Annotated in this window: 17 protein-coding genes; all 17 read left to right on the top strand. The window is 36.5% G+C overall.

Annotation, left to right across the window (positions count from 1 at the left end):
• Nucleotides 1–46: 46 nt before the first annotated feature.
• The 17 genes from ACH6CY_RS08585 to ACH6CY_RS08660 all read left to right on the top strand — a co-directional run bounded on the left by ACH6CY_RS08585 (nt 47) and on the right by ACH6CY_RS08660 (nt 26,126).
• Complete coding sequence (locus ACH6CY_RS08585) at nt 47–1,432, top strand: ABC transporter substrate-binding protein (protein WP_374066924.1); 1,386 nt, start codon at nt 47–49, stop codon at nt 1,430–1,432.
• 26 nt (nt 1,433–1,458) lie between these two features.
• Complete coding sequence (locus ACH6CY_RS08590) at nt 1,459–4,392, top strand: extracellular solute-binding protein (protein WP_374066925.1); 2,934 nt, start codon at nt 1,459–1,461, stop codon at nt 4,390–4,392.
• A complete protein-coding gene (locus tag ACH6CY_RS08595) occupies nt 4,382–5,272 on the top strand; it encodes a carbohydrate ABC transporter permease (protein WP_374066926.1) in 891 nt (296 codons plus the stop codon). Before ACH6CY_RS08590 ends, ACH6CY_RS08595 begins: the two co-directional genes overlap by 11 nt.
• Before the next feature lie 37 nt (nt 5,273–5,309).
• Entirely contained in the window at nt 5,310–6,188 is an 879-nt protein-coding gene (locus tag ACH6CY_RS08600) for a carbohydrate ABC transporter permease (protein ID WP_374066927.1), read from the top strand.
• 15 nt (nt 6,189–6,203) lie between these two features.
• Nucleotides 6,204–8,228: a YIP1 family protein gene (locus ACH6CY_RS08605; RefSeq protein WP_374066928.1), complete on the top strand. Its 2,025-nt coding sequence runs from the start codon at nt 6,204–6,206 to the stop codon at nt 8,226–8,228.
• Entirely contained in the window at nt 8,221–10,482 is a 2,262-nt protein-coding gene (locus ACH6CY_RS08610) for a DUF5696 domain-containing protein (RefSeq protein ID WP_374066929.1), read from the top strand. The genes ACH6CY_RS08605 and ACH6CY_RS08610 overlap by 8 nt, the downstream gene beginning before the upstream one ends.
• Nucleotides 10,479–11,345 carry a carbohydrate ABC transporter permease gene (locus tag ACH6CY_RS08615; RefSeq protein ID WP_374066930.1) on the top strand — a complete coding sequence of 289 codons (867 nt, stop codon included), beginning with the start codon at nt 10,479–10,481 and terminating at the stop codon, nt 11,343–11,345. Before ACH6CY_RS08610 ends, ACH6CY_RS08615 begins: the two co-directional genes overlap by 4 nt.
• A 20-nt stretch (nt 11,346–11,365) precedes the next feature.
• Nucleotides 11,366–12,331 carry a carbohydrate ABC transporter permease gene (locus tag ACH6CY_RS08620; RefSeq protein ID WP_374066931.1) on the top strand — a complete coding sequence of 322 codons (966 nt, stop codon included), beginning with the start codon at nt 11,366–11,368 and terminating at the stop codon, nt 12,329–12,331.
• An 18-nt stretch (nt 12,332–12,349) separates the two neighbouring features.
• Complete coding sequence (locus ACH6CY_RS08625; RefSeq protein WP_374066932.1) at nt 12,350–13,558, top strand: glucoamylase family protein; 1,209 nt, start codon at nt 12,350–12,352, stop codon at nt 13,556–13,558.
• Between the two features lie 51 nt (nt 13,559–13,609).
• Nucleotides 13,610–14,569 carry a beta-galactosidase gene (locus ACH6CY_RS08630; protein WP_374066933.1) on the top strand — a complete coding sequence of 320 codons (960 nt, stop codon included), beginning with the start codon at nt 13,610–13,612 and terminating at the stop codon, nt 14,567–14,569.
• 499 nt (nt 14,570–15,068) lie between these two features.
• On the top strand, nt 15,069–16,019 hold the full coding sequence (locus ACH6CY_RS15695) for a hypothetical protein (protein ID WP_483874862.1): 951 nt from the start codon (nt 15,069–15,071) through the stop codon (nt 16,017–16,019).
• A gap of 83 nt (nt 16,020–16,102) precedes the next feature.
• Nucleotides 16,103–18,283, top strand: coding sequence for a beta-glucosidase BglX (bglX, locus tag ACH6CY_RS08635; RefSeq protein WP_374066959.1), 2,181 nt, complete (start codon nt 16,103–16,105; stop codon nt 18,281–18,283).
• Between the two features lie 16 nt (nt 18,284–18,299).
• Nucleotides 18,300–21,641 carry a GH36-type glycosyl hydrolase domain-containing protein gene (locus tag ACH6CY_RS08640; RefSeq protein WP_374066934.1) on the top strand — a complete coding sequence of 1,114 codons (3,342 nt, stop codon included), beginning with the start codon at nt 18,300–18,302 and terminating at the stop codon, nt 21,639–21,641.
• Between the two features lie 564 nt (nt 21,642–22,205).
• Nucleotides 22,206–23,858, top strand: coding sequence for a glycoside hydrolase family 13 protein (locus ACH6CY_RS08645; protein ID WP_374066935.1), 1,653 nt, complete (start codon nt 22,206–22,208; stop codon nt 23,856–23,858).
• Nucleotides 23,839–24,609 carry an alpha/beta hydrolase gene (locus tag ACH6CY_RS08650; RefSeq protein ID WP_374066936.1) on the top strand — a complete coding sequence of 257 codons (771 nt, stop codon included), beginning with the start codon at nt 23,839–23,841 and terminating at the stop codon, nt 24,607–24,609. The genes ACH6CY_RS08645 and ACH6CY_RS08650 overlap by 20 nt, the downstream gene beginning before the upstream one ends.
• Before the next feature lies 1 nt (nt 24,610).
• Nucleotides 24,611–25,939: a glucoamylase family protein gene (locus tag ACH6CY_RS08655; protein ID WP_374066937.1), complete on the top strand. Its 1,329-nt coding sequence runs from the start codon at nt 24,611–24,613 to the stop codon at nt 25,937–25,939.
• A gap of 49 nt (nt 25,940–25,988) precedes the next feature.
• Nucleotides 25,989–26,126, top strand: coding sequence for a hypothetical protein (locus ACH6CY_RS08660; RefSeq protein WP_374066938.1), 138 nt, complete (start codon nt 25,989–25,991; stop codon nt 26,124–26,126).
• Nucleotides 26,127–26,320 lie beyond the last annotated feature (194 nt).

Raw genomic sequence — 26,320 nt, forward strand, 5'->3', positions numbered from 1 at the left:
ACTCACATTTGTGAGTGATATAAAAACTTTTAAGGAGTGTTATTTTATGAAAAAATTGTTAACCTTATTCACAATCTTTACACTCGTTGTCATTCTTGCTGCTTGTGGTGATGATGACGCAAAAAATGCATCAGACTCAAGTGATGATGCCAATACATCAGAAGAACAGGTTACTGTGACAATTGCTAGCTGGGGGTTTGGTACAGAAGAAGAAAAGAACTTAAACAGAATGATGATTGATGCTTTTAATGAAGCACATCCTAATATCAATGCGGAAATTGATGAGTCAATTGATCCAGCTGATTGGAATGGTTCATTATCTGCTGCAGCTAGTGCGAGTGAAATGCCTGATGTTTTTATCTTAGCACAAATTCCAACAGGTCTGGCTAATGATTGGTTACTAGATTTAAATACAATGACAGAAGCAGATGAAGATTTTTCGAATGTGCCAGAAGCAGTGCAAGAAGCTGTGAAAAATGATGGGAAAGTATATGCTTTACCTGCAGGACAGCACTTTTTGGGTTATTTTGTAAATAAAGATTTATTTGAACAAGCAAATTTAAACGCGCCTGAAATGGGGATGAGTATAGAAACGTTCACATCATCCGTGCGTGAGGTAACAGACATTAATAATGGTGTTGCTGGCTTAAATCATCCTTATACAATCCCGGATTGGTATCCAGCGGCAGCTAATTCAGATTTAGGTTGGTTTACTTATCAAGACGGGAAATTCCAACTTGATTCAGATGAATTTATTAGTGGAGTAAACTTAGCTAACACGATGTTAACAAATGATTATGCTTATGAAGCATTAGCGGAAGATCAACAAGCAAACTTCACCGGGGAAGATCCAGAACAGGTTTGGTTAAATGGTGGAGTTGGAATTAAGTGGGATGGCACGTGGATTACTGGTCATCTAGAATCACAATCTGATTTTGAATGGGATTTCATTGGTATTCCTGGTGATAGGGTTGTAATGACGCATGATTATTATGGTGTTTCTAGTTCTACAGAACATCCAGAAGCAGCATATGAACTTGCTAAGTGGATGTCATATGGCCCTGAAGGTTTCTTGAAACAGATGGAAATTGCTGATGCAGAAGAAGAACTAAACCTTGGAAGCATGCCAGTAACAACCGATCAAGAAGTTTTAGATTCATATTTTGAAAGAGTGGATGCACCTGGAATTATTTCTGCATATGAAAACCTTGACGATGCAATTATCGAGCCAGTTAAAACAGTTCCGGGATTTGCTCAGTCTCGTTGGGAAGCGCCAACAGGGATTGAAGTTGGAGAGGATCCTAATGTAAATATTGCTGGTTTAGTTGATGCTGGAATGCGTGGCGAAATTAATATTGAAGATTATGTAAGTCAAATTAATGAATTAGCTAATCAGAAATATAAAGAAGGCCTGGAAGCAATTAATCAATAATTTTAAAGCGCTGGGGAGGTAAAAACATGAAATCCAAAGTGTTTTTATGGTCATTTATTGCCCTGTTAATATTACCGCTAACAATAGTAAAAGCTGACGATACCTTGGATACCGAATCAGCGAAACAATTTAACGAACCACGTTACCATCAAATGATTGATGAATGGAAGAAGAAAGGAATTGATAGCGTTGCTCCACTGGAGTACGCTATCAATCCATCCTCATTCTTAGGCACAACAAGCGAATGGGTTGATCAAACTGATAGTGATGGTTATGGTAGCGACGTAATTAATTGGCGGGATAATAATAAGGTAACATTTGAAGTCGAAGTTGAACAAGAAGGTCTGTATGAAATTGGATTTGATTATTATCCGCTTGGTGATGCCATCGTTCCAATTGAAGGTGCTATTCAAGTAAATGGTCAATACCCTTTTTCAGAGAGTCGACAAATTGTGTTCCCTATAGACTGGAAAAATGAAACAAAGGAGTTTGATGTTGATCGATTTGGTCATGAGGTTATTCCTAAGCAAGTCCCGATAGAAGCATGGCATCATATGAAAGTAGAGGATTCTAGTCATTTATATACACGTCCGCTTACTTTTCATTTAAATGAAGGAAAAAATACGATTTCATTGATTAACTTAAGGGGAAGTACGTTACTTGGAAAAGCATATGTGACTGCTCCGGAACAAGTTCCTAGCTACCAAGAATACATTGATCAATATTCCTCAGCTGAAAAAATCAATGACATCAAGATACAGGAAGCGGAGCAACCATTAAAAAAGAACAGTTCTTATATTCGCCCAGAATCCACTGAGGATCCATCAGTATATCCGTATGATAGTAATAAGCTGTATTTAAATACGTATGGTGGTGATTCTTGGAGTACGCCAGGTCAACAAGTGGATTGGGAGGTAAATGTAAAAAAAGCAGGTCTATATCGCATATCTTTTAAAGTTTACCAAGGAAATGATAGTGGAGATCCTGTGTTTCGCTCTGTATCAATCAACGGAGAAGTACCATTTAAAGAAGTAGAGCAATATCGTTTTCCGCAAAAAAATGAATGGTATAACGAAACATTTTCAGGAGAGGAGGACAAGCCATACTTATTTTACTTAGAAGAAGGCTCTAACCTTATTAGTTTAAAGGCTGATATATCCAAAAATAATCGTGTGATTTTTGCAATAGATGATGTGATGAAACGTATTGAAGAAATTAGTTTATCTATACGAAAACTTACTGGTAACCAACAAGATCATTCAAGAGATTGGGATATAAGCGAGTATCTTCCTGAAATAGAAGAAGATTTAATGAGTTGGGCACAAACGTTAAATAAAGAAGCTGATTATTTACTTACACTCAGTGGGGGTGTGAAAACAACAAATGTTGTGTCCTTGCAAATAGCAGCGGAGAAACTACAAGCATTGGCAGATAAACCAGACGAGATTCCGAATCGAATGACAGAACTTTCCGAAGGTTCTAATTCTGCTGCGCAAATGTTAGGTACAGCAATGACTAGTATACAAAAAAACCCATTATTAGTTGACCGTTTTTATTTGCATGGAGACAAATCTATACCTAAAGCAGAAGTAGGATTTTTCCCGAAAATAAAAAATTGGGCGACCCAATTTTTTCAATCATTTACAAAGGAAAATCTGGCGACATCAGAAGTAAAAGAAGAAACGGTTGAAGTGTGGGTTAATCGACCACGTCAATATGTAGAATTATTACAGCACATGACCGATCAAAATTTCACTACAGAAACCGGTATTAAAGTGAAATATTCAATTATGCCAGATGAACAAAAGTTAATCTTAGCAAATGCTGCTGGATCACAACCTGATTTGGCTCTAGGAATTAGTAATTGGTTACCTTATGAGTTATCTATTAGGGGAGCAGCGGCTGATTTAAGACAATTTGAAGATTTCTCTGAAGTGGGAAGGAAATTTTCCCCCGGTGCTTTTTTACCATTAATCGTCGATGATAGTATCTATGCTTTGCCAGAAACGCAAGACTTCTATGTACAGTATTACCGAAGAGATATACTGGAGACGTTAGATGTTCCAGTTCCAAATACATGGGAAGATGTGACGGAAATTCTTCCTGAATTACAGCGATATGGCATGAATTACTATACACCAATTGCTGGCGCCGTTGCGTTTAAGCCATTTCAGACAACAGCACCGTTTATTTATCAATTTGGTGGAACATTATATGAAGAAGATGGCATTGGTACAACGATTGATAGTGAGTCATCGTTAGCAGGCATTCAATTTATGACCGATTTAAACACGATATATAGTACACCGTTGCAAGTGCCGAATTTTTACAATCATTTTCGGTATTCCACGCTACCAATTGGTATTGCGGAGTTTGGAACCTATGTACAGTTAACATCTGCTGCTCCAGAAATTTCGGGTTGGTGGGATATTGCTCCACATCCTGGTATAGAGCAAGAAGATGGGACGATTGAACGTTGGGCAACAGGCTCAGGGCAATCAGGTATGATTTTTAAAGGTAGTGACAAAAAAGAACCAGCCTGGGAAGTTTTAAAATGGTGGATGTCAACAGAAACCCAGACTGAATTTGCAACGACACTACAAACATTATATGGACCTGAATATATGTGGAATACAGCGAATCTTGATTCGTTTGCTCAATTACCATGGCCACAAGAGCACAAAGATGTAATTTTACAGCAGTGGGAGTATTTAAGAGAAGTTCCCAAAGCGCCCTATGCTTATATGGTGGAGCGAGAAATCAGTAACATTTGGAATCAGGTGGTGTTTGATGGGGAAAATACACGCTCAGCTACTGACGATAGTGTAATTACCATTGATCGGGAAATGCGCAGAAAGCTTGAAGAATTTGACTATATGAAGGATGGCAAGGTACTTAAGCCATATCAAATTCCAACGATTGAGCAGGTTGAAGGGTGGCTAGGAGTAGATGAAAACTAGAAAAAGTTACAGTACAGCTGTATTTCTGGCACCGTATGTCATTATGTTTTTAACGTTTATTGTTATTCCGGTCGTAGTGGCAATTGGTTTATCTTTTACGTATTTTAATGCAATAGAAATGCCGTCATTTATTGGTTTGGCAAACTATGTAAATGTTATAACGCAAGATAATGTTTTCATGCAACATGTGTTACCTAACACATTAACTTTTGCATTAATTGTTGGCCCAGGAGGGTATCTCCTTTCCTTTATATTAGCCTGGATGTTAGCACAAATACCAAAAGTACCGAGAACGATTTTAGCGTTAATTATTTACTCTCCATCTATGACAGCTGGCATTGCTATGGCTGTTGTTTGGACGATTATATTTAGTGGTGATCAGACAGGTTATTTAAATGCCATACTCATTAATTTAGGTGTCATTTATGAACCAATTCAGTTCTTACAGTCTCCGGATCATTTAATGTTGATCATGATTATTGTCACTTTATGGGGGAGTGTGGGTGTAGGATTTTTGGCAATGCTATCTGGTGTATTAAACATTGATCAAGAGATTTATGAAGCGGCATACATTGATGGAATAAGAAATCGATTTCAAGAAATTATTTATATTACGATTCCATCTATGAAGCCTCAAATGTTATTTGGTGCCGTGATGGCAGTTGTCACAACATTCCAAGCAGGAGCTATTGGTGTCGAATTATCGGGAGCAAACCCAACACCACAATATTCAGGACAACTAATGGTTAACCATATTGAAGACTTTGGATTTATTCGTTATGAAATGGGCTATGCGGCAGCAATTTCCGTATTACTCTTATTGTTTATTTATATATTTTCCAAAGTCGCATGGAAACTATTCGGTGAGAAAGAAGATTAACAGAAAGTAATTAATAACCTATTTAGGGGTGAGACATATGGCTTCATCTTTTCAAGGATCAAAAATTAATCCGGATAAATTTCATCGAAGTCAGCTGAAATTTTACCTGTTTTTAATTCCTTTGGCTGCATTCATGGCTTTGCCAATTGTGTATATTGCATCTCATGCTTTTAAACCAATTGATGAGTTATTTGCATATCCACCTCGTTTCTTTGTACAAAAACCAACATTTGAAAACTTCATTGACTTAGTGCATGTTACAAATGCTACTGGCGTTCCAATGACGAGATACTTGTTTAATAGTATTGTGATTACTTTAGTTGTTGTTTTATTAACGATTTTAATTAGCACAATGGCTGGTTTTGTATTGTCAAAAAAACGATTTAAATTAAAAAAGACTATATTTGAGATTAACACATTAGCATTAATGTTCGTGCCAGCTGCTGTAGCGATACCGCGCTATCTATTAATTGATGAAATTGGATTACTAGATAGTTTCTGGGCACATATTTTACCATTGTTAGCGATGCCTATTGGATTATTTTTAGTGAAACAATTTATAGATCAGATTCCTAATGAATTAATAGAAGCTGCAAAAATAGATGGTGCTTCAGACTATAAGATATTTTCAAAGATTATCGTGCCATTAGTAAAGCCGGCAATAGCAACAATTGCTATTTTATCTTTCCAAGCAGTTTGGAATAATGTGGAAACATCAACGTTATTTATTAATGATGAGAATTTAAAAACGTTTGCATTTTTTATGTCGACGTTAGCTGGTAGTACAGGTAATAATGTGGCAGGTCAAGGAATGGCTGCTGCTGCGTCATTACTAATGTTTATACCAAATTTGATTATTTTTATTATTTTACAAAGTCAAGTAATGAACACCATGGCACACTCTGGAATCAAGTAAAGAGGGGGAAGGGACATGAGGAAATTTTTTACTGCGTTATGCTGTTTTGGGTTAACCATGATGATGATCCCGCTCCAATCCTCTGCTTCTGATTCTGTTTCCTATAAGACAGAGACATTAACAGCCGATGGTAAGGTGATTGAAACGCAATCAGCATACACTCCCATTGGAATATTTGGAAAAGATATAGAAATTGTCAATCCAGAAGATGTTTTTATGAATCATGAAGATCAGCTGTTCATTGTTGATTCGGGAACAAAATTGGTAACGAAATTTGATGAGGGTGGAAAGGTGCTTCAGCAATATGGCGAAGGACTACTACAACAACCCCAAGGCATTCATGTTGATTGGAATAACAATGTGTATGTGACAGACTATGGACAACAAACCGTTTTTAAATTTAACGAGAGCGGAGATTTAAAGAAGCGTTATGACAAACCTGAGTCTCCGTTATTTGGAAAAAGTTCACCATATAAACCGCAAAAAGTATCGGTTGACCAACGTGGGAATTTATATATTGTTGGTGAAGGTGCAACAAATGGAATTATCCAACTAAATCAAGATGGAGAATTTCTTGGTTATTATGGTGTTAATATGACACGACCGTCTTTTGGAACTATTATTCAAAATTTACTGACAACACAAAGAAAGAAAGCAAGTTTATTTATGAAAGTGCCACCTGCGCCTAATAACATAACGATAGATGAGCAAGGGTTGTTATATACCGTAACATCAGGAGTAACTTATGAGACAATACGAAAGTTGAATATTGCTGGGGCAAACATGCTTGATTCTGATATAACGGATGTAGCCAATCTACAAGACATTGCAATTGGACCGATTGGAAATATGTATGTAGTTGCTGATGATGGAATGATATATGAGTATGATCGTTTTGGTAATCTTTTGTTCATTTTTGGTGGGAAAGATGATGGAACGGATCGTTTAGGGTTAATGCAACAGCCTTCTAGCATCACAGTTGATCAGGTCGGTCGCTTATTTGTAACAGATAGGGAAAATGGAGTCATACAGGTTTTTGAGCCGACGGCATTTACTACGATTCTACATGAAGGGTTAGCACTATATGCAGAAGGACACTATATTCAAAGTGAGCAATATTGGAATGAAGTCCTTCGATTGAATTCATCCTTTGGCTTAGCACATACTGCAAAAGGTGAGGCGCAGTATAAACAGCAGCAATATCACAAAGCGCTTGAAGCGTTTAAATTAGGCAATGATAAAGAAGGTTATTCAGAGGCGTTTTGGGAAGTTAGACATCGTTTTATGCAAGATAATTTAGGCGCAATATTAATGGGTATTATTGTCTTATTTCTGTTAAGATTTGTACTACTTATAGTTGATAGAAAAAAAGGTATTTTTAAACCATTTCGCACGACTACGAAAAAAATAAAACAAATAAAGCTGATAGAAGAATTATTATTTTTAGGGAGATTTATTACCCACCCAATTGATAGTCTATATTACTTAAAGGAATATCAAAAAGTGTCTAAATTATCAGCCATCATTCTTTTTGGTGTATTACTTCTTGAATATATACTCTCGATTAATTGGACTGGATTTTTATTCACTGATCGTTCAATGGAAGATATAAATCTCATCCTAGAAATAGGTGTTTTACTGGTTCCTATCCTATTGTTTATTGTAGCTAATTATATGGTCAGCACAATCACAGACGGTGAAGGGAAATTCCGCGATGTTTTTATAGGAACGATCTATTCTCTTGCACCAGTAATCTTATTTCTAGTACCTATTACATTATTATCAAATATGCTAACTTTTAATGAAGCGTTTATTTACGATTTTGCGATGCAAATTATCATTATATGGTCTATTGTTTTATTATTTATTATGATCAAAGAAGTACATGACTTTACTTTTTTTGGAACGATTCGAAACATTTTAATTACACTATTTGCTATGTTTATTGCCGTATTAGTATTCTTTGTTATTTATTTATTATTTGATCAAGTATATGACTTTATCAGCTCGATCATTCAGGAGGTGATGCTACGTGTATAAGAAATGGCTGCTAATACTTTTAGTAACAGTAATGGCTATTTCAGGTGTTGTAACAATTTTCGCAGAAGAAAATTCTAAAGCAGGTGACCTAGTTGTAGAGTCTGAATTGATGGATAACACACTAAGGTATCAGTCTAATCAATATACACAACCTGAGCCCGAAATAGGTTTAATTGAACAGGATGTGTCTTTGGAGGGATTTGATCAAGTAGTTGAAAATGATGTTGCAGACTTATACGTCAACAAGGAATCACTTGCATTGAAAATTGTCGATAAACGGACTGGCTATGTTTGGAGTTCAGGTCTTGATGAAAAAGAGCAATACAATTTAAATGACACGTGGACGAACTTAGCTCAGTCTGCCATCACGATTGAATATCTAGATGATAAAGGGAAAGAGAAATCTGAGAGTATTTTAACGAGCGGGACGTCAGCTCAATTAACAGAGATGGAGGATGGTTTTAGGGCAACGATTCCTTTTGCTGATTCTGGTATATCTATTGATCTTGTTATTCAGCTAGATGGAAATGCTCTAGTCATTCATGTTCCAAACAGTAGCATACAAGAATCAGAGAGTAAACTACTTTCATTACGAGCTTATCCATTCTTAGGAGGTGTAGAAAAAAACACCATCCCTGGTTACATGTTTATTCCGGATGGAAGCGGTGCATTGATGCGGTTCCAAGAAGATACAATTGGTGCAGACGCTCCATATCAAGCATGGGTTTATGGTTCTGATGAAGGATTTGCTCAGACTACAGAAAATAAAAAAAGTCGCGTGAATCCAGCACAAAAAATTTCAATGCCTGTATATGGATTAGTGCATGGAGTTAATCAAAATGGACTTTTCACTATCATAGAGAGTGGAGAGAAGTTTGGAGAATTGATTGCATACCCTTCTGGTGTGTCATCAGATTTTAACTGGATTACGACTACCTATCATTATCGGTACAGTTATTTTCAGCCTACAAGTCAAAGTATGGATGGATACAATACGTATCAAGAAGACCGGAATCCCTTTGACATAACTGAAAGAATTACGTTATTAGCCAATGATGATGCTAATTATGTAGGAATGGCCAAAAATTATCAAACGTATTTGCTTGAGAATGGTCAATTATCTAAAGAAAAAGATGAAGTTGATGTCCGGTTAGAGTTTTTAGGTGCTGAAGTAAAGGACGGCTTATTATGGGATTCCGTCTATCCAATGACAAAAGTTAGGGAAATTCCTAGATTTATTAATCGACTGAAGCAGAAAGATGTTGAAAATATGCATGTAGTATATCGGGGCTGGACTGAAGATGGTATGACTGGAACTTTACCAAACCGATTTCCAATAGAAGAAAAATTGGGTAAGTCTTCAGAGTTTGAATCAACACATAACTTTTTAGAAGAAGAGGATATAGACTTTTACTACTATACGGACTACACGAAGGCGTTTGATGGAGCGAAAGGGTTCTCAGGTCGTTCAGATGTTGCAAGAAAAATAAACGCACAAACGATTGGTGATTCAGAGCATGGGACTAGTTTCTATTTTCTAAATCCTAAGAAGTCATTGGAAATAGCAAAAAACGACGTAGGTAAATATAAAAAAAATAATATTTCTAATCTAGCTATTGATTCTACAGGATACGAATTATTTTCAGATTTTAGTAGTGAGTTAATGCGTACTGAAGTGGAAGATGCGTATAAAGCGTTGATGCAATCGTTACAATCTGATGTAGGTTCGATAGCTATGTATCGACCGAATGACTATATGTGGCATTTAACAGATCGTTATCATGATATTCCAATGTTTTCATCCAATTATAGCTTTGTATCTGACACTGTGCCGTTTATACAAATAGTGCTAAAAGGGTATTTGCCATACTACGCAACGTTTTCTAATTTCCATTCGAATACACAAGATGATCTTTTACGAATGATTGAGTATGGAGCATATCCGTCCTTTTATTTAACGAAGGAGCCTTCCCATCTCTTAATAGATACACCATCAAAGGATTTGTACACTACACAATTTGAAGAGTGGGAGTCGGCAATCGTTGAGCAAAACCTTACTATGCAACAAAGTCTTGGTCAAGTAGAAGGCGCCTCGATAATAAAACGTATCGTACATGATATAGGTGTCATAGAGGTTATATATTCTAATGGAAAATCAATGGTTGTAAATTATAATCATGAGTCGGTTGAAGTCAATGGGAAATTGGTTGATGGAAAAGGATTTCGTGTAATGGGCTGGGGGGATCAGTCTTGAAGCGCCTAACATTGAAACAAAAGAAAAGTTTAATAGGATATAGTTTTATTGCACCTTGGTTAATCGGGTTTATAATTTTTACGGCTTATCCTTTAGGTTATTCATTATTCCTTAGCTTTCAGGAAGTAAAGATCAAACCTACAGGAATTGCAACCTCTTTCATTGGTATGGGAAATTATGAGTATGCTTTTGCAGTAGATGCTTTATTTATACAAAAGCTTTTGGATTTTTTGGAAGAGATAGTGATTTCTGTGCCAATAATTATTGTTTTTTCATTAATAATCGCTCTATTACTAAATCAAAAAATTCGATTTAAAGGTTTATTCCGAACTATATTTTTTCTTCCGGTAATCATTACAAGTGGTCCTGTTATTCAAGAGCTAATGAATCAAGGAGTTACAGCAATCCCATCTATTAAAGACTATGCAATTTTTCAGATGATGATGACGAACACAGAGGGGTTTTTAAACAGTATTATTATCTATTTAATGGATAACTTGATTGTGATTCTTTGGTTCTCTGGAGTACAAATTTTAATATTCTTAGCAGCTTTACAAAAGATGGATAAGCAAATTTATGAAGCTGCAAAAATAGATGGTGCTTCTAAATGGGAGCTTTTTTGGAAAATAACATTACCAACCCTATTTCCGATGATTATTGTGAATTTAATCTATACCATTGTTACTTATTCTATTTTTGCTTTAAATCCGGTTGTTGGTCATATTCAAAGTAATATGTTTCAAATTGATACAGGGTTTGGATATGCATCTGCATTATCTTGGATTTATTTCATCATCATCGCCTTAGTACTAGTAATAAGTGTCGGCTTAATTTCGATAAGAAGCAATAGAAAATACGGATAAGGATCGGAGTTGGTATCGCTATGCTTCAAAATAAAATACCTAAAAGTAAGAAAGTAAGAGTGGAAAATTTAATCATAGAGGTTAAGAGAATACTCTTTGGTGCACATGATAAAGGGGGGATCCTCTCTAAGTTATTTATATATGCTCTGTTGATTGGAATCGGGTTTGTCTATTTATACCCACTAATCTATATGGGATCTTATAGCTTCAAGTCCTTGGATGATTTATTAAATCCGTTAGTAAATTGGATTCCGTCAGAATTTTATATAGAAAACTACGAAAAGGCAAATGGTGTAATTAACTTTTTTCAAACTCTAGGAGAAACGCTGTATGTAACGGCATTACCTGCATTAGCTCAAACTGCTGTTGCTGGTTTGATCGGTTATGGATTTGCACGATTTAAATTTCCATTTCATAAGTCGTTATTCATTTTGGTGCTAGCAACATTCATTATTCCGCCACAAGTATTAATGATTCCTAGATATGTCTTTTTTAATGAATTGGGGATTATTGGAAGCGTTCAATCATTTTTGTTGCCAGCATCTTTGGGACAAGGATTAAATAGTGCAATATTTATATTGATTTTCTATCAATTTTTCCGTATGATACCGAGTTCGTTAGAAGAAGCGGCAAATTTAGATGGTGCAGGACATTTTCGCATTTTTATAAAGATAGCCGTTCCAATGGCTGTTCCTGCTATTATCATTTCTTTTCTATTCTCATTCGTATGGTACTGGAATGAAACCACCTTAGCCGCGACGTACTTTGGCAATGATTTAACTACGTTGCCATTAGAGTTACAACGATTTTCAGCATCTTTCGAGCAGATGAATGCCGCAGAATTAGGAGGATCTGAGAATAAGATAAATGAGGGGATTAACATGGCAGGTACCATGCTTACGATATTACCGTTATTGATTGTTTACTTCTTAACCCAACGTTGGTTTGTAGAAGGCATTGATCGTTCTGGTATTACTGGAGAGTAAAAACATTTGGGGGTTACTATGTCGAATTTTAATATTATAAATGAAGAAGCAAAAAGAAGCTTTGATTTTTTTTGGAATGAGGCAAACGTTGACAAGAATAGTAAAGGGTATGGTCTTATCCTTGATAAGACATGTAAAGGTGCAGAACATGTCGCAAGTATTGCATCTGTTGGTTTTGGTCTGTCTGCAATCATTATTGGAATTGAGCGAAATTGGATCACATATGAAGAAGGGTACGAACGTACAAAAGGAACATTAGCAACATTTTTGCACAATGTTGATCATGTGGGAGGATTTTTCTACCATTTTCTCAATATGAAAACAGCGAAGAAAAATGGTGCTTTTCATGATTGTCCTTCTATTATTGATACCACCTTATTTTTAAATGGTGCTATTACTTCCGCAGAGTATTTTAGTGGGGAAATTAGAGAGTTATTTGAACAAATCTATCAAAGGGTCAATTGGGATATGTATTATGATAAAGAACGAAATTACTATTATATGGGGTATCATCAAGAAACAGGTGGATTTGGTCAATGGGATATGTATGCAGAACAAATGACGCAATACATTCTTGGGATAGGTTCTCCTACCTATCCAGTACCAGTAAAAATCTACGGTGGGTTTGAACGTAGGTTAGCGACATATGGTGATTACGAGTTTTATAATGCCCCAGGTGGAGCGTTATTTGTCCATCAGTTTTCACACGCTTGGTTTAACTTTAAACATTATCAGGACAAAGATGGGGTTAATTGGTTTGATAACTCGGTAAAAGCATCCCTAGCAAGTCGTCAGTTCTCCATTGATAGTAAAAATAGATACAAAACCTATCATGAGAACTCATGGGGACTAACCGCATGTGAAGGTCCAAATGGTTACATTGTTCCAGGGACACCTCCATATTGGGAAGAGGTAGATATGCAATTAGATGGGACAGTTGCCCCTTGTGGAGCGGCAGGCTCAATTGTATTTACACCGAAGGAATCAATCGAGGCGATGAATTATTATTATGAGAATCACCCTAAACTATGGGGGAAATATGGTTTTCAAGACGCTTATAACCTCGATGTTGAGCCTGAGTGGTATGCGGATGGAGTTATAGGCATAGATAAAGGGATCACATTATTGATGATTGAAAATTTTCAAACTGGACTAATATGGGATTTGTATATGAAAAATGATTATGTGAAAAGCGCAATAGATAAGCTAGGTTGGAAGAAAGAGTGAAGTAACCTTTACTTTTAGAATAGCGCTAATACAAAAGGGAGGAACGCATGAATGATTGAAATTAAAAACAAACAAATCATCATGGATGGCCAACCGAAATTGATTATGTCTGGTGAAATTCATTATTATCGTTTGCAAAAAGAAGAATGGCAGGATCGATTAGATAAATTAAAAGCTGCTGGATGTAATGCTGTTGCGACTTATATTCCTTGGATTATCCATGAGCCACAAGATGGTATCTTTGATCTAAATGGGCATACAAGGCCAGAGCTGAATTTAGCGGAGTATATTGATCTTTGCCACGAGAATGAACTTTATTTTATTGCAAGACCTGGACCTTTTATTATGGCAGAAATGAAGAATGATGGTATTCCGCACTGGGTCTATGAGAAACATCCTGAAATCATTCCAGTGGGGTGGGACGGAAAAAAAGCGACAACACCAACGCTTGATTATCTTGCACCAGGATTTTTACAAGAAGTAAAAGTGTGGTATGAAAAAGTTATGAAAGTTATTCAACCACGTCTTTATCAGCATGACGGAAATATTATTGCCGTCCAATTAGATAACGAAATCGGGATGCTATCTTGGGTAAGTAATACACCAGATTTAACAGATTTTGTGATCGATGCGTTTATCGGTTGGTTGGATAACCGATATGGAAAAATGGAGCTTAATAAGCGTTATCCTTTTATAAGACAAAAAGCAGATCATTACAGACAAGCTATTCGATCACCAAAGGAAGCTTATACACTAGAACTCCACCGAGACCTTGGACATTACATGCGTCATCGTTTCACTAAATATGTGCAGACGCTACGACAATATGCAGAAGAAAATGGTGTGTTAGATATACCATTTATCGTAAATATTCATGGAACCGGTGGAGGAAGAGGATTTACTTATCCGATTGGGATTAGTCAGTTATATGAATCATATACACAAGCGGACGGTTACTTATCTGGTTCCGACCATTACTTTGGAGACATTTCAGGATCTATACTTAATTAATGGTTTAATGGACGCGGTTCATAATGAAGATCAACCGTTAACATCATTAGAATTCAACTGTGGTGATGGCAATTTTGGAGAAACCTATGGTGGCAGATATGATCCTTCAGCAGCAGATTTAAAAACGAGAATGAGTGTTGCACAAGGTAACCGATTACTAAATTATTATTTATTTGCTGGTGGTAGAAACTATCGAACGGATTGGAAATTAAACGATGGAAATGACCGAATTGCAACAACAGGAGAGAGACATGGTTTTGCTGCTCCAGTTAATCCAGAAGGAGAATTAAATTATACGTATCCTCGCTTGGCACAATCGATCAAGACCATGATGGCTGTCTCTGATAAACTTGCGGTTATGAATGAGGAATACGATGCTGTCGCATTCGGATTTATTCCTGACTATTATATGACTGAATATCACTATCCATTGAGCGAAAAAGTCAAGGAGATGCATCATAACCTTACAGCAAATCGAGCACATGGCGCATGGGAAATCATGGCAAGAGCAATGCTTCTTGCAGGCTATCGCTTTACAGCAGTAGATGTACAAAATAAAGTTTTAGATCCAAAGGAAACAAAAACTATCGCATTACCTTCAGCGAGTTATATGGCTAGAGAGGTCCAAACAAAATTAGTCAATTTCTTAAATGAAGGTGGAGGATTACTGCTATACGGTGAAGTTCCTATTTACGATATGGAAGGTAAAGACTGCACGATTTTAGCACGTGCATTAGGGGTGAGCTATGCTGGGCATAAACAAGCAACGCAGGAGTACTTTTTGTCTGTAGAGACTGACCCGAATAGTTTCATCGGCCCAAATCCACAAGTTAGAACGCATGTTGCTCAGCTTTTTAATGTGACACATGCGAAGGCAATGTTACGTGTCTACGGAACCAATGAAATTTGTGGGTTTGAATCAAAGGTAGGTAAAGGAACAGCAGTTTCTATTACAACAGCATATCGTTGTGATATTAATTTGTTTGAAAAGGTGTTAGAGCGCTTAGGCACAAGTGTTAATCTTAAACATAATTTTAAGCACCATGGCATCTTCATGACGTCTGTAAAAAATAATGAGGAGCGATTTTTACATGTGTTAAATTTAGACGGGTTCGACAAAGCCTTTCAAGTAGAAATGTTTAACAAACCATTATTTGAAGGGAGAGAACTTGAAGTTCAACAGAAAGAAGGGCTTATGCTACCATTAAATGTACAAATTAATGAACATGTTAAAATCAACTATTCTACGGCAGAAATCATGGAAGTAAAAAAGGAATCAATCGAATTTCGTTTAACACAAAGTAAGGATGTTATAGCAATAGAAACATCGTTAGAAATCGTTTCTAAAAGTGATTATAAATTAGAAAGGGTCTCAACAAAACGTGTGTTGATTCATTCGAAAAAACACGCCAAAGTAGATAACCAATTAATCGTACACTTCCGAGTATAAATGGTACTAACGTGATGTAATTCATTGTGATTTGAGTAGTGTATAGCAAATTTGAAACGTTTCAATCACAAGATACTATGGATATGGAGGCGAAGCAAATGACAGATGTAAGAGTAACTAAGCTATTAGAAAAGATGACACTTGACGAAAAAATAGATCAATTAATGCAATTAGCAGCATTCTTTTATGATGGTGCAAGTAGTGATGGAGAGATTACTGGACCAATGGAGGATTTGGGAATTAGTAAGCAAACGATTCATAACAGTGGATCAGTATTAGGTGGATCTGGGGCAAAAGAGGTAATCAGTATCCAAAAGGAACATTTAAAGACTAATCGTTTAGGCATCCCTCTATTAATAATGGCAGATATCATACATGGATTTAAAACGATTTTCCCCGTTCCATTGGCAATTGGAAGTTCATGGGATGTTCGACTGGCTGAAAAAAGCGCAGAAATTGCAGCACTAGAAGCATCGGTTGCTGGAGTACATGTAACGTTTGCTCCGATGGTAGATTTGGTACGTGATCCTCGTTGGGGCCGTGTGATGGAAACAACGGGTGAAGATCCGTTCCTAAATGGTGAATTTGCAAAAGCATTTGTTAGAGGATTCCAAGGAGAGAATGTAACCAATGATACAAATCGTGTTGCTGCTTGTGTGAAGCATTTTGCTGCATATGGCGCTCCAGAGGGTGGCAGGGATTATAATACGGTAAACATGTCAGAGCGTGACTTAAGAGAAAACTATCTACCGGCATATAAAGCAGCCTTAGATGCCGGTGCACAAATGGTAATGACTGCTTTTAATACGGTAGATGGTATTCCTGCAAGCGGAAATGAAAAATTAATGCGTGAGTTATTACGTGATGAGTGGGGATTTGATGGCGTTGTGATCTCCGACTGGGGTGCGATAAAAGAGATGATTCCACATGGAATTGCTGCAGATGAGTCCGAAGCGGCAAAAAAAGGTCTGAAAGCTGGTGTGGACATCGAAATGATGACTTCTACGTATGTTAAAAACCTCCAGACACTTGTAGAACAGGGAGGAATTTCAGAGGAATTAATAAATGAATCTGTACGACGTATTTTGCAATTGAAAGAAAAATTGGGTTTATTTGAAAATCCCTATCGTGGAGCTAATGAACAATTGGAAGAGGAGTTAGTATTTAGCGAAGAGCATCGACAAATAGCTTGTGAGCTTGCAACTAAATCAAGTGTACTATTAAAAAACAAGCATGTTTTGCCATTAGATAGAGAACAAAAAGTTGCTTTAATTGGCCCGTTTGCTCATAACGGAGATGTTTTAGGACCATGGTCTTGGGCGGGGTCTAGAGAAAATGCTGTAAAAGTAGACGAGGGAATAAAAACGAAAATTGATCCGGTCAACTTAATTGTTGCTCAAGGCTGTGATATAGATACGGGAACAGAGGAACAAGTAGCAAAAGCTGTTCAAGCAGCAAGTACGGCAGATGTAATCGTACTAGCGCTTGGTGAACGTTCTGAAATGAGTGGAGAAGCAGGTTGTCGTGCTGATATTCGTTTGCCTCAAGTGCAGCTAGACTTAATCAAAGAAATGAAAAAATTAACTAAACCAATTGCAATTGTACTATTCAATGGTCGTCCATTAGATCTTCATGGAGTGCTTGATCAAGCAGATGCTGTCTTAGAAGCTTGGTACCCGGGATCGGAAGCTGGAACCGCCATTGCCGATTTGTTATATGGCGATGTAAACCCGTCTGGAAAGCTACCTATGTCTTTTCCATATTCAGTAGGGCAGGTTCCTGTTTATTACAATCATTATAATACAGGGCGTCCTGACATTAATAAGAGCCCGGCAGAGCGTTATGTATCCAAATACTTAGATATTCCAAATGAACCATTATTACCATTTGGTTTTGGATTAAGCTACACAACGTTTCAATACAGTGATACGAAAATATCTTCAGATACTTTAACATCCGATAGTGAAATAACTATTTCTACCCACATAACGAATACAGGAAATGTGGCAGGAGAAGAAGTAGTTCAACTCTATGTACGTGACATGGTCGGTGAAGTGGTACGTCCGATAAAAGAATTAAAAGGGTATGAAAAAGTACACCTCAACCCAGGAGAAAAAAAAGAAGTTACCTTTATTTTAACAGAAGAACAGCTACGCTATTTTCATGCTGATTTATCATTTACTAGTGATCCTGGCAAGTTCACCGTATTTGTCGGGCCGAATAGTGTAGACGGTGCCGAACTTACTTTTGAGTTAATTAATTAAAGAGAGGGGATATAAAATGATTGAAACAACTATAACGAATTCAACCCAACTTAAGGCAGCTGATTTGCAATTTACTTTTTTAAATAGTGGGGATATCTTGGAAGCAACTTATAAAAATGTCATGGTAAATCAATGGGTAGCAAATCCAGTAGATGGTTCTTTAAATAACCTCTATCTACGTGTACATCGTGACAATAAAATACAAGTCACTCCGCTATTAGGGGTGAATGCTAATAGTAAAGTTGCATTTGCTGAAGATCAAGTAATATGGACTGGATCATTTGATGTAGTAGACTATGAAGTGAGATTTCATTTAACAGAACATGGTGTTTGGTTCTGGGAAGTTAACTTGGACGGCAATGGTGTAGAGGTGGAAGTTATATACGGTCAAGATATCGGCATTGCAGATAAAGGCGCTGTTCGAAATAATGAAGCATATTTAGCACAATATATTGACCACTCTGTCTATGAAGACAGTGAGTTCGGGTATGTCGTTTGCTCTAGACAAAATCAAGGTCAATCTACAGGGTTTCCTTATCTTCAACAAGGATCTTTAACAAAGTCAGTTGGATATTCGACTGATGGCTACCAATTTTTTGGACTATCTTATAAAGAAACCAATCAACCAGAAATTGCAATCAAAGATTTACCTAATGAAGTGTACCAATATGAATTTGCTTATACCGGTTTACAGTCTGAAAAAGTCTGTCTAGACAGCAATAAACAATTTGTGTTTTATGGGTTATTTGCTGAGGATCACAAAGATGCAGTAATAGGCTTAGAGTATAAAGATGTTGTTGAAAAGGCTTGGAATGAAATAAAAGAGAAGAAAAGTAAGACTAGGTTGCCAGTAGCTAAAGTGAGTCGACAGCAAAATATTGGCGAACCGTTGAAAACAGATACACTTACAATGGAAGAAATTGAAGCTTATTACCCTATTCGTCATCACGAGGAATGGGATGGTGATACATTACTTTCGTTTTTTACAGCTAACCATGAACATGTGGTATTGAAGGAAAAGGAATTGGTGGTAGAACGTCCGCACGGTCATATTCTAATGAGTGGAAACAATCACAAATTAAATGAAAATACGATTACTACTACAACGTTTATGTATGGAATCTTTAATGCACAATTAGTTATAGGAAACACAAATTTTAACAAGATGATGTCTAATGCGCGTAATGCTTTAAATATTATGAAAACGTCAGGTCAGCGTATTTATGTGGAGGTTGATGGCTGTTACCACTTACTAACTATGCCTTCTTGTTATGAAATTGGATTTAATTATACACGTTGGTATTATAAAACGGCTACAGATACAATTGTTATTACAACTTATACAATAGTAGATTCACCTGAGGTTCACCTTCATGTAAGGTCAGAAAATGGAAAGGAAAATCGATATTTAGTCACTAATCAAGTAACACTAAATACTAATGAGCAAGATGTACCTTTCCAGATAGAACGACAGGGTAAGGAAATGATATTCACTGCTCATGAGTCTTCCGATAGTGCGAACATTTATCCAGATCTTTCCTATCGACTCGATATAAATGGAGCAAGTTTTGAAGTAGCTGGAGAAGAAAAATTGGTAACAAATGTAGAAAAAAATACAGCATCTTTAGTTGTGTTTGAAATTAACCCTTCTAATGAATGGAATATAGCAATACAGGGTTCTCTAGAAGGAAAAGGAATCCCGTTTTCCGAGCGACATCCTGAGAAAGAAATTGTCAGTTATCGTGACTATTATAAAAAAGTAATGAACGGGTTTAGCTTGACAAAGGATGGTAAAACTATTCCTGAAATAAACAAAGTAAACACGCTGGCATGGTGGTATACACACAATATGCTTGTCCACTTCTCCGTTCCGCATGGTCTAGAACAGTATGGAGGAGCTGCATGGGGTACTCGTGATGTATGTCAAGGACCAGTGGAATATTTCATGACAACTCAAAAATATGATATTGTAAAAGAAATTATTAAAACCGTTTTCATGCATCAATTTGAGGATGATGGTAACTGGCCGCAGTGGTTTATGTTTGATAAATATTCCCACATAAAAGCAGGAGAAAGTCATGGCGATATTATCGTTTGGCCATTAAAAGTGTTAGCAGACTATCTAGCTGTTACAGGAGACTATGCAATCCTAGATGAGAAAGTTCCTTATACGAAACGCGGCACACACGTATTTACAGAGGAATCATATACGATTTATGACCACGCTAAAAAGGAGATCGCTTACATTAAAGAGCATTTCTTACACGGGACACACTTATCTTCTTATGGTGATGGTGACTGGGATGATACACTTCAACCAGCGAATGCTCAACTAAAGCAGTACATGGTTTCGAGTTGGACGGTTGCTTTAACTTATCAAGTGTTTGATAAGCTTTCTAGTGTACTTGATTCATTTGATCGTAAAGATGCAGAAGAATTAAGAGCACTTGCTGATGGTATTGAAGAAGATTTTAATAAGTATATGCTAGATACGGGTGTCGTTCCTGGTTTTATTTACATGGAAGATCCTGAAGAAGTAGAATTAATGCTTCACCCACACGATCAAAAAACAGGAATAAATTACCGTCTATTACCAATGCAACGTAGTATCATTAGTGAACTGTTTACTAAGGAACAAGCAGAACAACATTATCGAATTATTAGAGAAAATTTGTATTGCCCGGATGGGGTTCGTTTGATGAATCGACCTGCTAATTATAAAGGTGGAATCAGCACGCACTTCCAACGAGCAGAAACAGCTGCAAACTTCGGTCGTGAAATTGGATTACATTATGTTCATGCTCACATTCGCTTCGTGGAGGCGATGGCTAAACTTGGTAAAAAGGAAGAAGTTTGGAGCGGTTTAGAAAAAATTAATCCAGTCGGAATACAAGCTGTTGTGCCAAATGCTGAGCGTAGACAAAGTAATGCATACTTTAGTTCTTCAGATGGTATGTTTCCTACACGTTATGATGCACAAGACAACTTTGATAAGCTACGAGATGGTTCGGTTAAAGTTAAAGGTGGTTGGAGAATTTACTCCAGTGGCCCTGGAATATATATGAATCAATTAATATCAAATGGTTTGGGGATTCGTCCAAAAGGTGGCGGTGTGATTATTGATCCGGTACTACCTGATGCATTTGATGGGCTAGAGTTTCATTTTCAAATAAACAACATGCCAGTAACTTTTATTTATCATTTAGGAAACAATGACTGTAGAGTTTCGATTAATGGAAAACAAATACAAGCTAAAAGAACTGAAAATCGCTACCGTCAAACAGGAGTATACATTAGCAAGGAACAACTAGAAAGTAACTTAGACAAACAAAGAAACGTTATTGAAATATACTGCTAAGGTGTATGTCCCTTTTTATGCATTGAATATCGGAAGGGCGCTCTCTTGCTCTTCCGTTTTTATTTTAAAGTTAATTGTTATAAAGTGTGGGATTTATTGTAGGTGTGAAGGTGATAATATTTCATTTGTGGGTTTCCCTTGTCCAAAAAACGAATATGCTTTGTGATATTGCTCTCCATATGAAGTGAATATCAAGTATTTATTAATTGATAAACAAGAAGGGATGCCGGCTTATAGAGTTGATGTACTAAATGTGTAGAGGATTTGCTTTGTTAGAAGAGGAAGAAAGTAGGGGAAAGGGAAAGATGTTTCGATTTTTAATAGAAGCGCACATAACAATGAATAGAATCGAAGACAATTTGAATTCCCAAAATTTCATTTATTAAGCGGAGTAAGAATTGGAAAATAAATTATCGAATAATTTGTATGGGAGATTGTCTTCAATACGCAGATAGATCTTTTAAACCAACGTGGTTGTTAAGAAGAGATTGTTTTAATGAGGACGATTTGCCTTCGAATGATGATTTACTAGTTACATCCATATCTTAGGAAGGAGGAGAATTAATGAAACAAAAATGGTGGCATGATAGTGTGATTTATCAAATTTACCCTCGTAGCTTTCAAGATTCCAATGGTGATGGGATTGGAGATTTAACAGGAATTATATCAAGATTAGACTATTTAAAAGAATTAGGTGTAGACCTTGTTTGGTTATGTCCTGTGTATGCTTCACCAAATGATGACAATGGTTACGATATCAGTGATTATTATGAAATTAATCCGGAATACGGGACAATCGCTGACATGGAAAAGTTAATTGCAGAAGCTAAAAAGCGCGGTATTGGAATTATGATGGATATTGTCGCTAATCATACTTCAGACGAACACCCATGGTTTATAGAAGCGTGTAAAAATGAGCAAAGTAAATATAGAAATTTTTATATTTTCCGTGATGGAAAAAACGGAGCACCTCCAAGTGATCTTTCATCGGTATTTAGTGGAAGTGCTTGGGAATATAGTGATGAAGCAGGTCAATATTATTTACACTTGTTTAGTAAAAAGCAACCTGACTTAAATTGGCATAACCCGGAGGTTCGTCAGGCAATGTATGAGGTGCTAAGGTTTTGGATTAAAAAAGGAATCAAAGGTTTTCGTTTTGATGTAATTGATTTAATAGCTAAAGAAATTGATAGAGGGATTATTAGTAATGGTCCACTTCTTCATGACTATGTTCAGGAAATGTATAATGAGGCGTTAAAACATATGGATGTAGTTACAGTTGGAGAGGCGAATAATGCTGATTTAGAGCAAGCATTATTATTTTCTGGAGAGGATCGAGAAGAATTAAACATGGTCTTTTCATTTGAACATATTGCTCTTGATGAAGTCATAGGTAAACAAAAGTGGGATTTAAAGTCTCTTGAAGTAGCAGATTTAAAACGTGTTTTTTCCAAAATGCAAAACGGATTAGCTGGAAAAGGATGGAACGGTTTATTTTGGAATAATCACGATCAACCACGTGTTGTTACAAGATGGGGTGACGATCAAAAGTATCGATATGAAAGTGCGACGATGCTAGCAACACTACTTCATCTTTTACAAGGCACACCGTATATTTACCAAGGTGAGGAAATAGGTATGACTGGTATTCGTTTTCCTTCACTTGATTCATATAAGGATATTGAAACACATAATATGTATCAGGATCGTATTGCAAAAGGGTATCCACATGATGAGATCATGGAGTCTATCTATGTGAAAGGAAGAGATAATTCGCGTACACCGATGCAATGGGATTGTTCAGCACGCGCTGGCTTTACTACTGCAATACCTTGGATCGAAGTAAACCCAAATTATAAAAAAATAAATGTTGAAGTTGATAGGAATGCTGAACGTTCTATATATCGTTATTATCAACGATTAATTCAGCTACGCAAAAACAATAGAATCATTGTGAAAGGAGAATATCAACTTCTAGAAACATCGAATGATATTTACGCATATACACGTAACTTAGATGAGGAGACATGGTATGTGTTATGTAATTTCACAGATAAACAAGTGAACTGTAGTTACTTAAAACTTCTAGAGAAAGGTGAAGTGGTTATGCATAACTATTTTCCACCTAGCTGCAACCAAGTACTGCGCCCATATGAAGTGATGGTATTGAAAGTGAAAAATAGAGAGGGAGATTACAATGGCAGTAATCAAATGTGATTTTTTTTCAGAGGTACTATCAATATCCACGTCTATGACTGTTATTCTTCCGCAACCAAATCTAAACCAAGGAATCAGGGTGAAGAAGTATCCAACACTATATTTGTTACATGGTTTCAGTGATGACCATACGGCGTGGACTCGTCGTACATCGATCGAACGCTATGTTGAAAATTTAGGTATAGCAGTTGTAATGCCGCAAGTAGATCATAGTTATTATACGGATATGGAATATGGGAAAAAGTATTGGACCTTTTTATCAGAAGAGCTACCACAAGTTGCCCAATCCTTTTTTCCATTATCAGATTTACGAGAAGAAAATTATGTTGCAGGACTTTCCATGGGTGGCTATGGTGCCTTAAAGTGGGCGTTAAGACAGCCGAATCGATTTGCAGCAGCAGCTAGCCTCTCAGGTGCATTAGATATAGTGAAGTGTCTTGAGAAATTTCCAGATGATAGAAAAAGGGGCTTTTATCATATTTTTGGTGATAAGGAGATAAAAGGAACTGAAAATGATTTGTTTTGGCTAATCGAGCAAGCTGATACATTAGACACGAAACCATTATTATACCAATGCTGTGGTACAGAGGATTTTTTATATGAGGATAACCTTCAATTCTATGAAAAAGTTAAAAAATCATCATTTGATCTGACAATAGAGTTTAGTTCTGGGTCTCACGATTGGTTATATTGGGATGAAAAAATTCAAAATGTCTTAAAATGGCTACCAATCAAGCAAGGGGAAAAATAAAATGAAAAAAATAATAGCTCTAGGTGGATCATTGCTACTAATTGTAGTTGTTATATTTTTTATTTTTTATCAAAACAGTAGTGAATTTGATCAGGAATTAAACGAAATTGCTGAAGATACCTACCGATTTTTTGAGAACTATACGGATCCTAATACTGGTTTAACAATTGATCGAGTGGACGTTGAAGCGCAAGTAAAAGAGTATAAACAAACATCTCCAACCAATATAGCGATGTACCTAGTTAGTACTGTTTCTGCAGTTGAATTAGAAATCATATCCAAAAAGGAAGCTGAGACTAAAATTCGTACTACATTAAATACGATGCAAGATATGAAAACGTGGAATGGACTTTACTACAATTGGTATTATACAAAAGATGGCTCTTTAATGACGGATTGGGGACAATTTATTTCTACCGTTGATAATGGTTGGTTAACAGCTAGTTTAGTTATCGTAGGGGAATATTTCCCGAGCTTAGCTAAAGTGACAGATCCACTTATTGAAAAGATGGATTATTCTCATCTATACGATCAGCAAGTTGGACAGTTTCGAGGCGGATATGACGTGGAAAAGAGAAAAGTGACAGATCATCATTATGGACTACTTTATTCAGAAACGCGTTTAGCAAGCTATGTAGCAATAGGGAAAGGCGATGTGCCTAGTGAACACTGGTGGAAATTGGAACGGGCATTACCAGCGAAATTAGATTGGCAATCTCAAGAGCCGTCAGGTAAATATACAACATATGATAACTACAAACTGTTTCAAGGGTATTATGTTTACGATGAATTAAAGTATGTTCCGAGTTGGGGTGGGAGCATGTTTGAAGCACTAATGCCTACGTTATTCATACATGAAAATAAATTAGGAACAGATGGATTAGGTCTTAATAATTTACGGCATGTTCAAGGGCAAATAAAATTTGCAAACGAGAAGGGCTATGAAGTATGGGGATTCTCTCCTGCAGGTATTGTTGATGGCTATCATGAATTCGGAGTTCCTGTTCTTGGGGTGAAAGGCTATGCAGACAATGCCACGGTCACACCTCATGCATCGATTTTAGCTATAGAGCATGCTCCGGAAGAAGTTTTTAAAAACTTAAATGAACTAGAAAAAATGGGCGCATATGGAGATTATGGGTTTTATGATTCCATAAATATCAACACTGGTGAAGTAGCTAAAAGTTATTTGTCACTGGATCAAGGGATGATTATGATAGCTTTAGTTAATTTCTTAGAAGATGAAGTAATAAGAGATACTTTTCATAATAGTATAATTGGGAAGAAGCCAGAGAGTTTATTGCGAGAGGAGTCCTTCGATATAAGATAATGAGTTAGAATCGTATTTCAGAAGGACTCGACAAGAATGTTATACGGATTTGGGCGGGAAATATGAAGGTAATCAAGGCGATAGTAAGAATTTAGAAGCCCTTTCACCAAATATCAAACTAAATGGTTTTAATTTTAATGAATTGGAAGATTTTAAACTAATTAGAAAAGAAAATGTAATGATTTAATTGAAGCAGCTGGGACATGACTAAAAGGTGATTATCAATAGACGAATTTTAATTCTAAAAAAAGAATTAAAATTCGTCTATTTGTTTGAAGTAAACATTTAGCTGTGGAAATACACGACACTCCTCGAAAATGAAGTGCAATTGTTTTCGTGCGATGTATTGCTGTCGAAGTAATCCTTGTCCTACAGGAACAG

The organism is Paraliobacillus sp. JSM ZJ581 (genome assembly GCF_044383835.1).
Taxonomy (GTDB): Bacteria; Bacillota; Bacilli; order Bacillales; family Amphibacillaceae; genus Paraliobacillus.

Coding starts and splice junctions, on each gene's coding strand:
- ACH6CY_RS08585 (WP_374066924.1), top strand. CDS start 47: ATGAAAAAATTGTTAACCTTATTCACAATCTTTACACTCGTTGTCATT.
- ACH6CY_RS08590 (WP_374066925.1), top strand. CDS start 1,459: ATGAAATCCAAAGTGTTTTTATGGTCATTTATTGCCCTGTTAATATTA.
- ACH6CY_RS08595 (WP_374066926.1), top strand. CDS start 4,382: ATGAAAACTAGAAAAAGTTACAGTACAGCTGTATTTCTGGCACCGTAT.
- ACH6CY_RS08600 (WP_374066927.1), top strand. CDS start 5,310: ATGGCTTCATCTTTTCAAGGATCAAAAATTAATCCGGATAAATTTCAT.
- ACH6CY_RS08605 (WP_374066928.1), top strand. CDS start 6,204: ATGAGGAAATTTTTTACTGCGTTATGCTGTTTTGGGTTAACCATGATG.
- ACH6CY_RS08620 (WP_374066931.1), top strand. CDS start 11,366: ATGCTTCAAAATAAAATACCTAAAAGTAAGAAAGTAAGAGTGGAAAAT.
- ACH6CY_RS08625 (WP_374066932.1), top strand. CDS start 12,350: ATGTCGAATTTTAATATTATAAATGAAGAAGCAAAAAGAAGCTTTGAT.
- ACH6CY_RS08630 (WP_374066933.1), top strand. CDS start 13,610: ATGATTGAAATTAAAAACAAACAAATCATCATGGATGGCCAACCGAAA.
- ACH6CY_RS15695 (WP_483874862.1), top strand. CDS start 15,069: ATGGCAAGAGCAATGCTTCTTGCAGGCTATCGCTTTACAGCAGTAGAT.
- bglX (WP_374066959.1), top strand. CDS start 16,103: ATGGAGGCGAAGCAAATGACAGATGTAAGAGTAACTAAGCTATTAGAA.
- ACH6CY_RS08640 (WP_374066934.1), top strand. CDS start 18,300: ATGATTGAAACAACTATAACGAATTCAACCCAACTTAAGGCAGCTGAT.
- ACH6CY_RS08645 (WP_374066935.1), top strand. CDS start 22,206: ATGAAACAAAAATGGTGGCATGATAGTGTGATTTATCAAATTTACCCT.
- ACH6CY_RS08650 (WP_374066936.1), top strand. CDS start 23,839: ATGGCAGTAATCAAATGTGATTTTTTTTCAGAGGTACTATCAATATCC.
- ACH6CY_RS08655 (WP_374066937.1), top strand. CDS start 24,611: ATGAAAAAAATAATAGCTCTAGGTGGATCATTGCTACTAATTGTAGTT.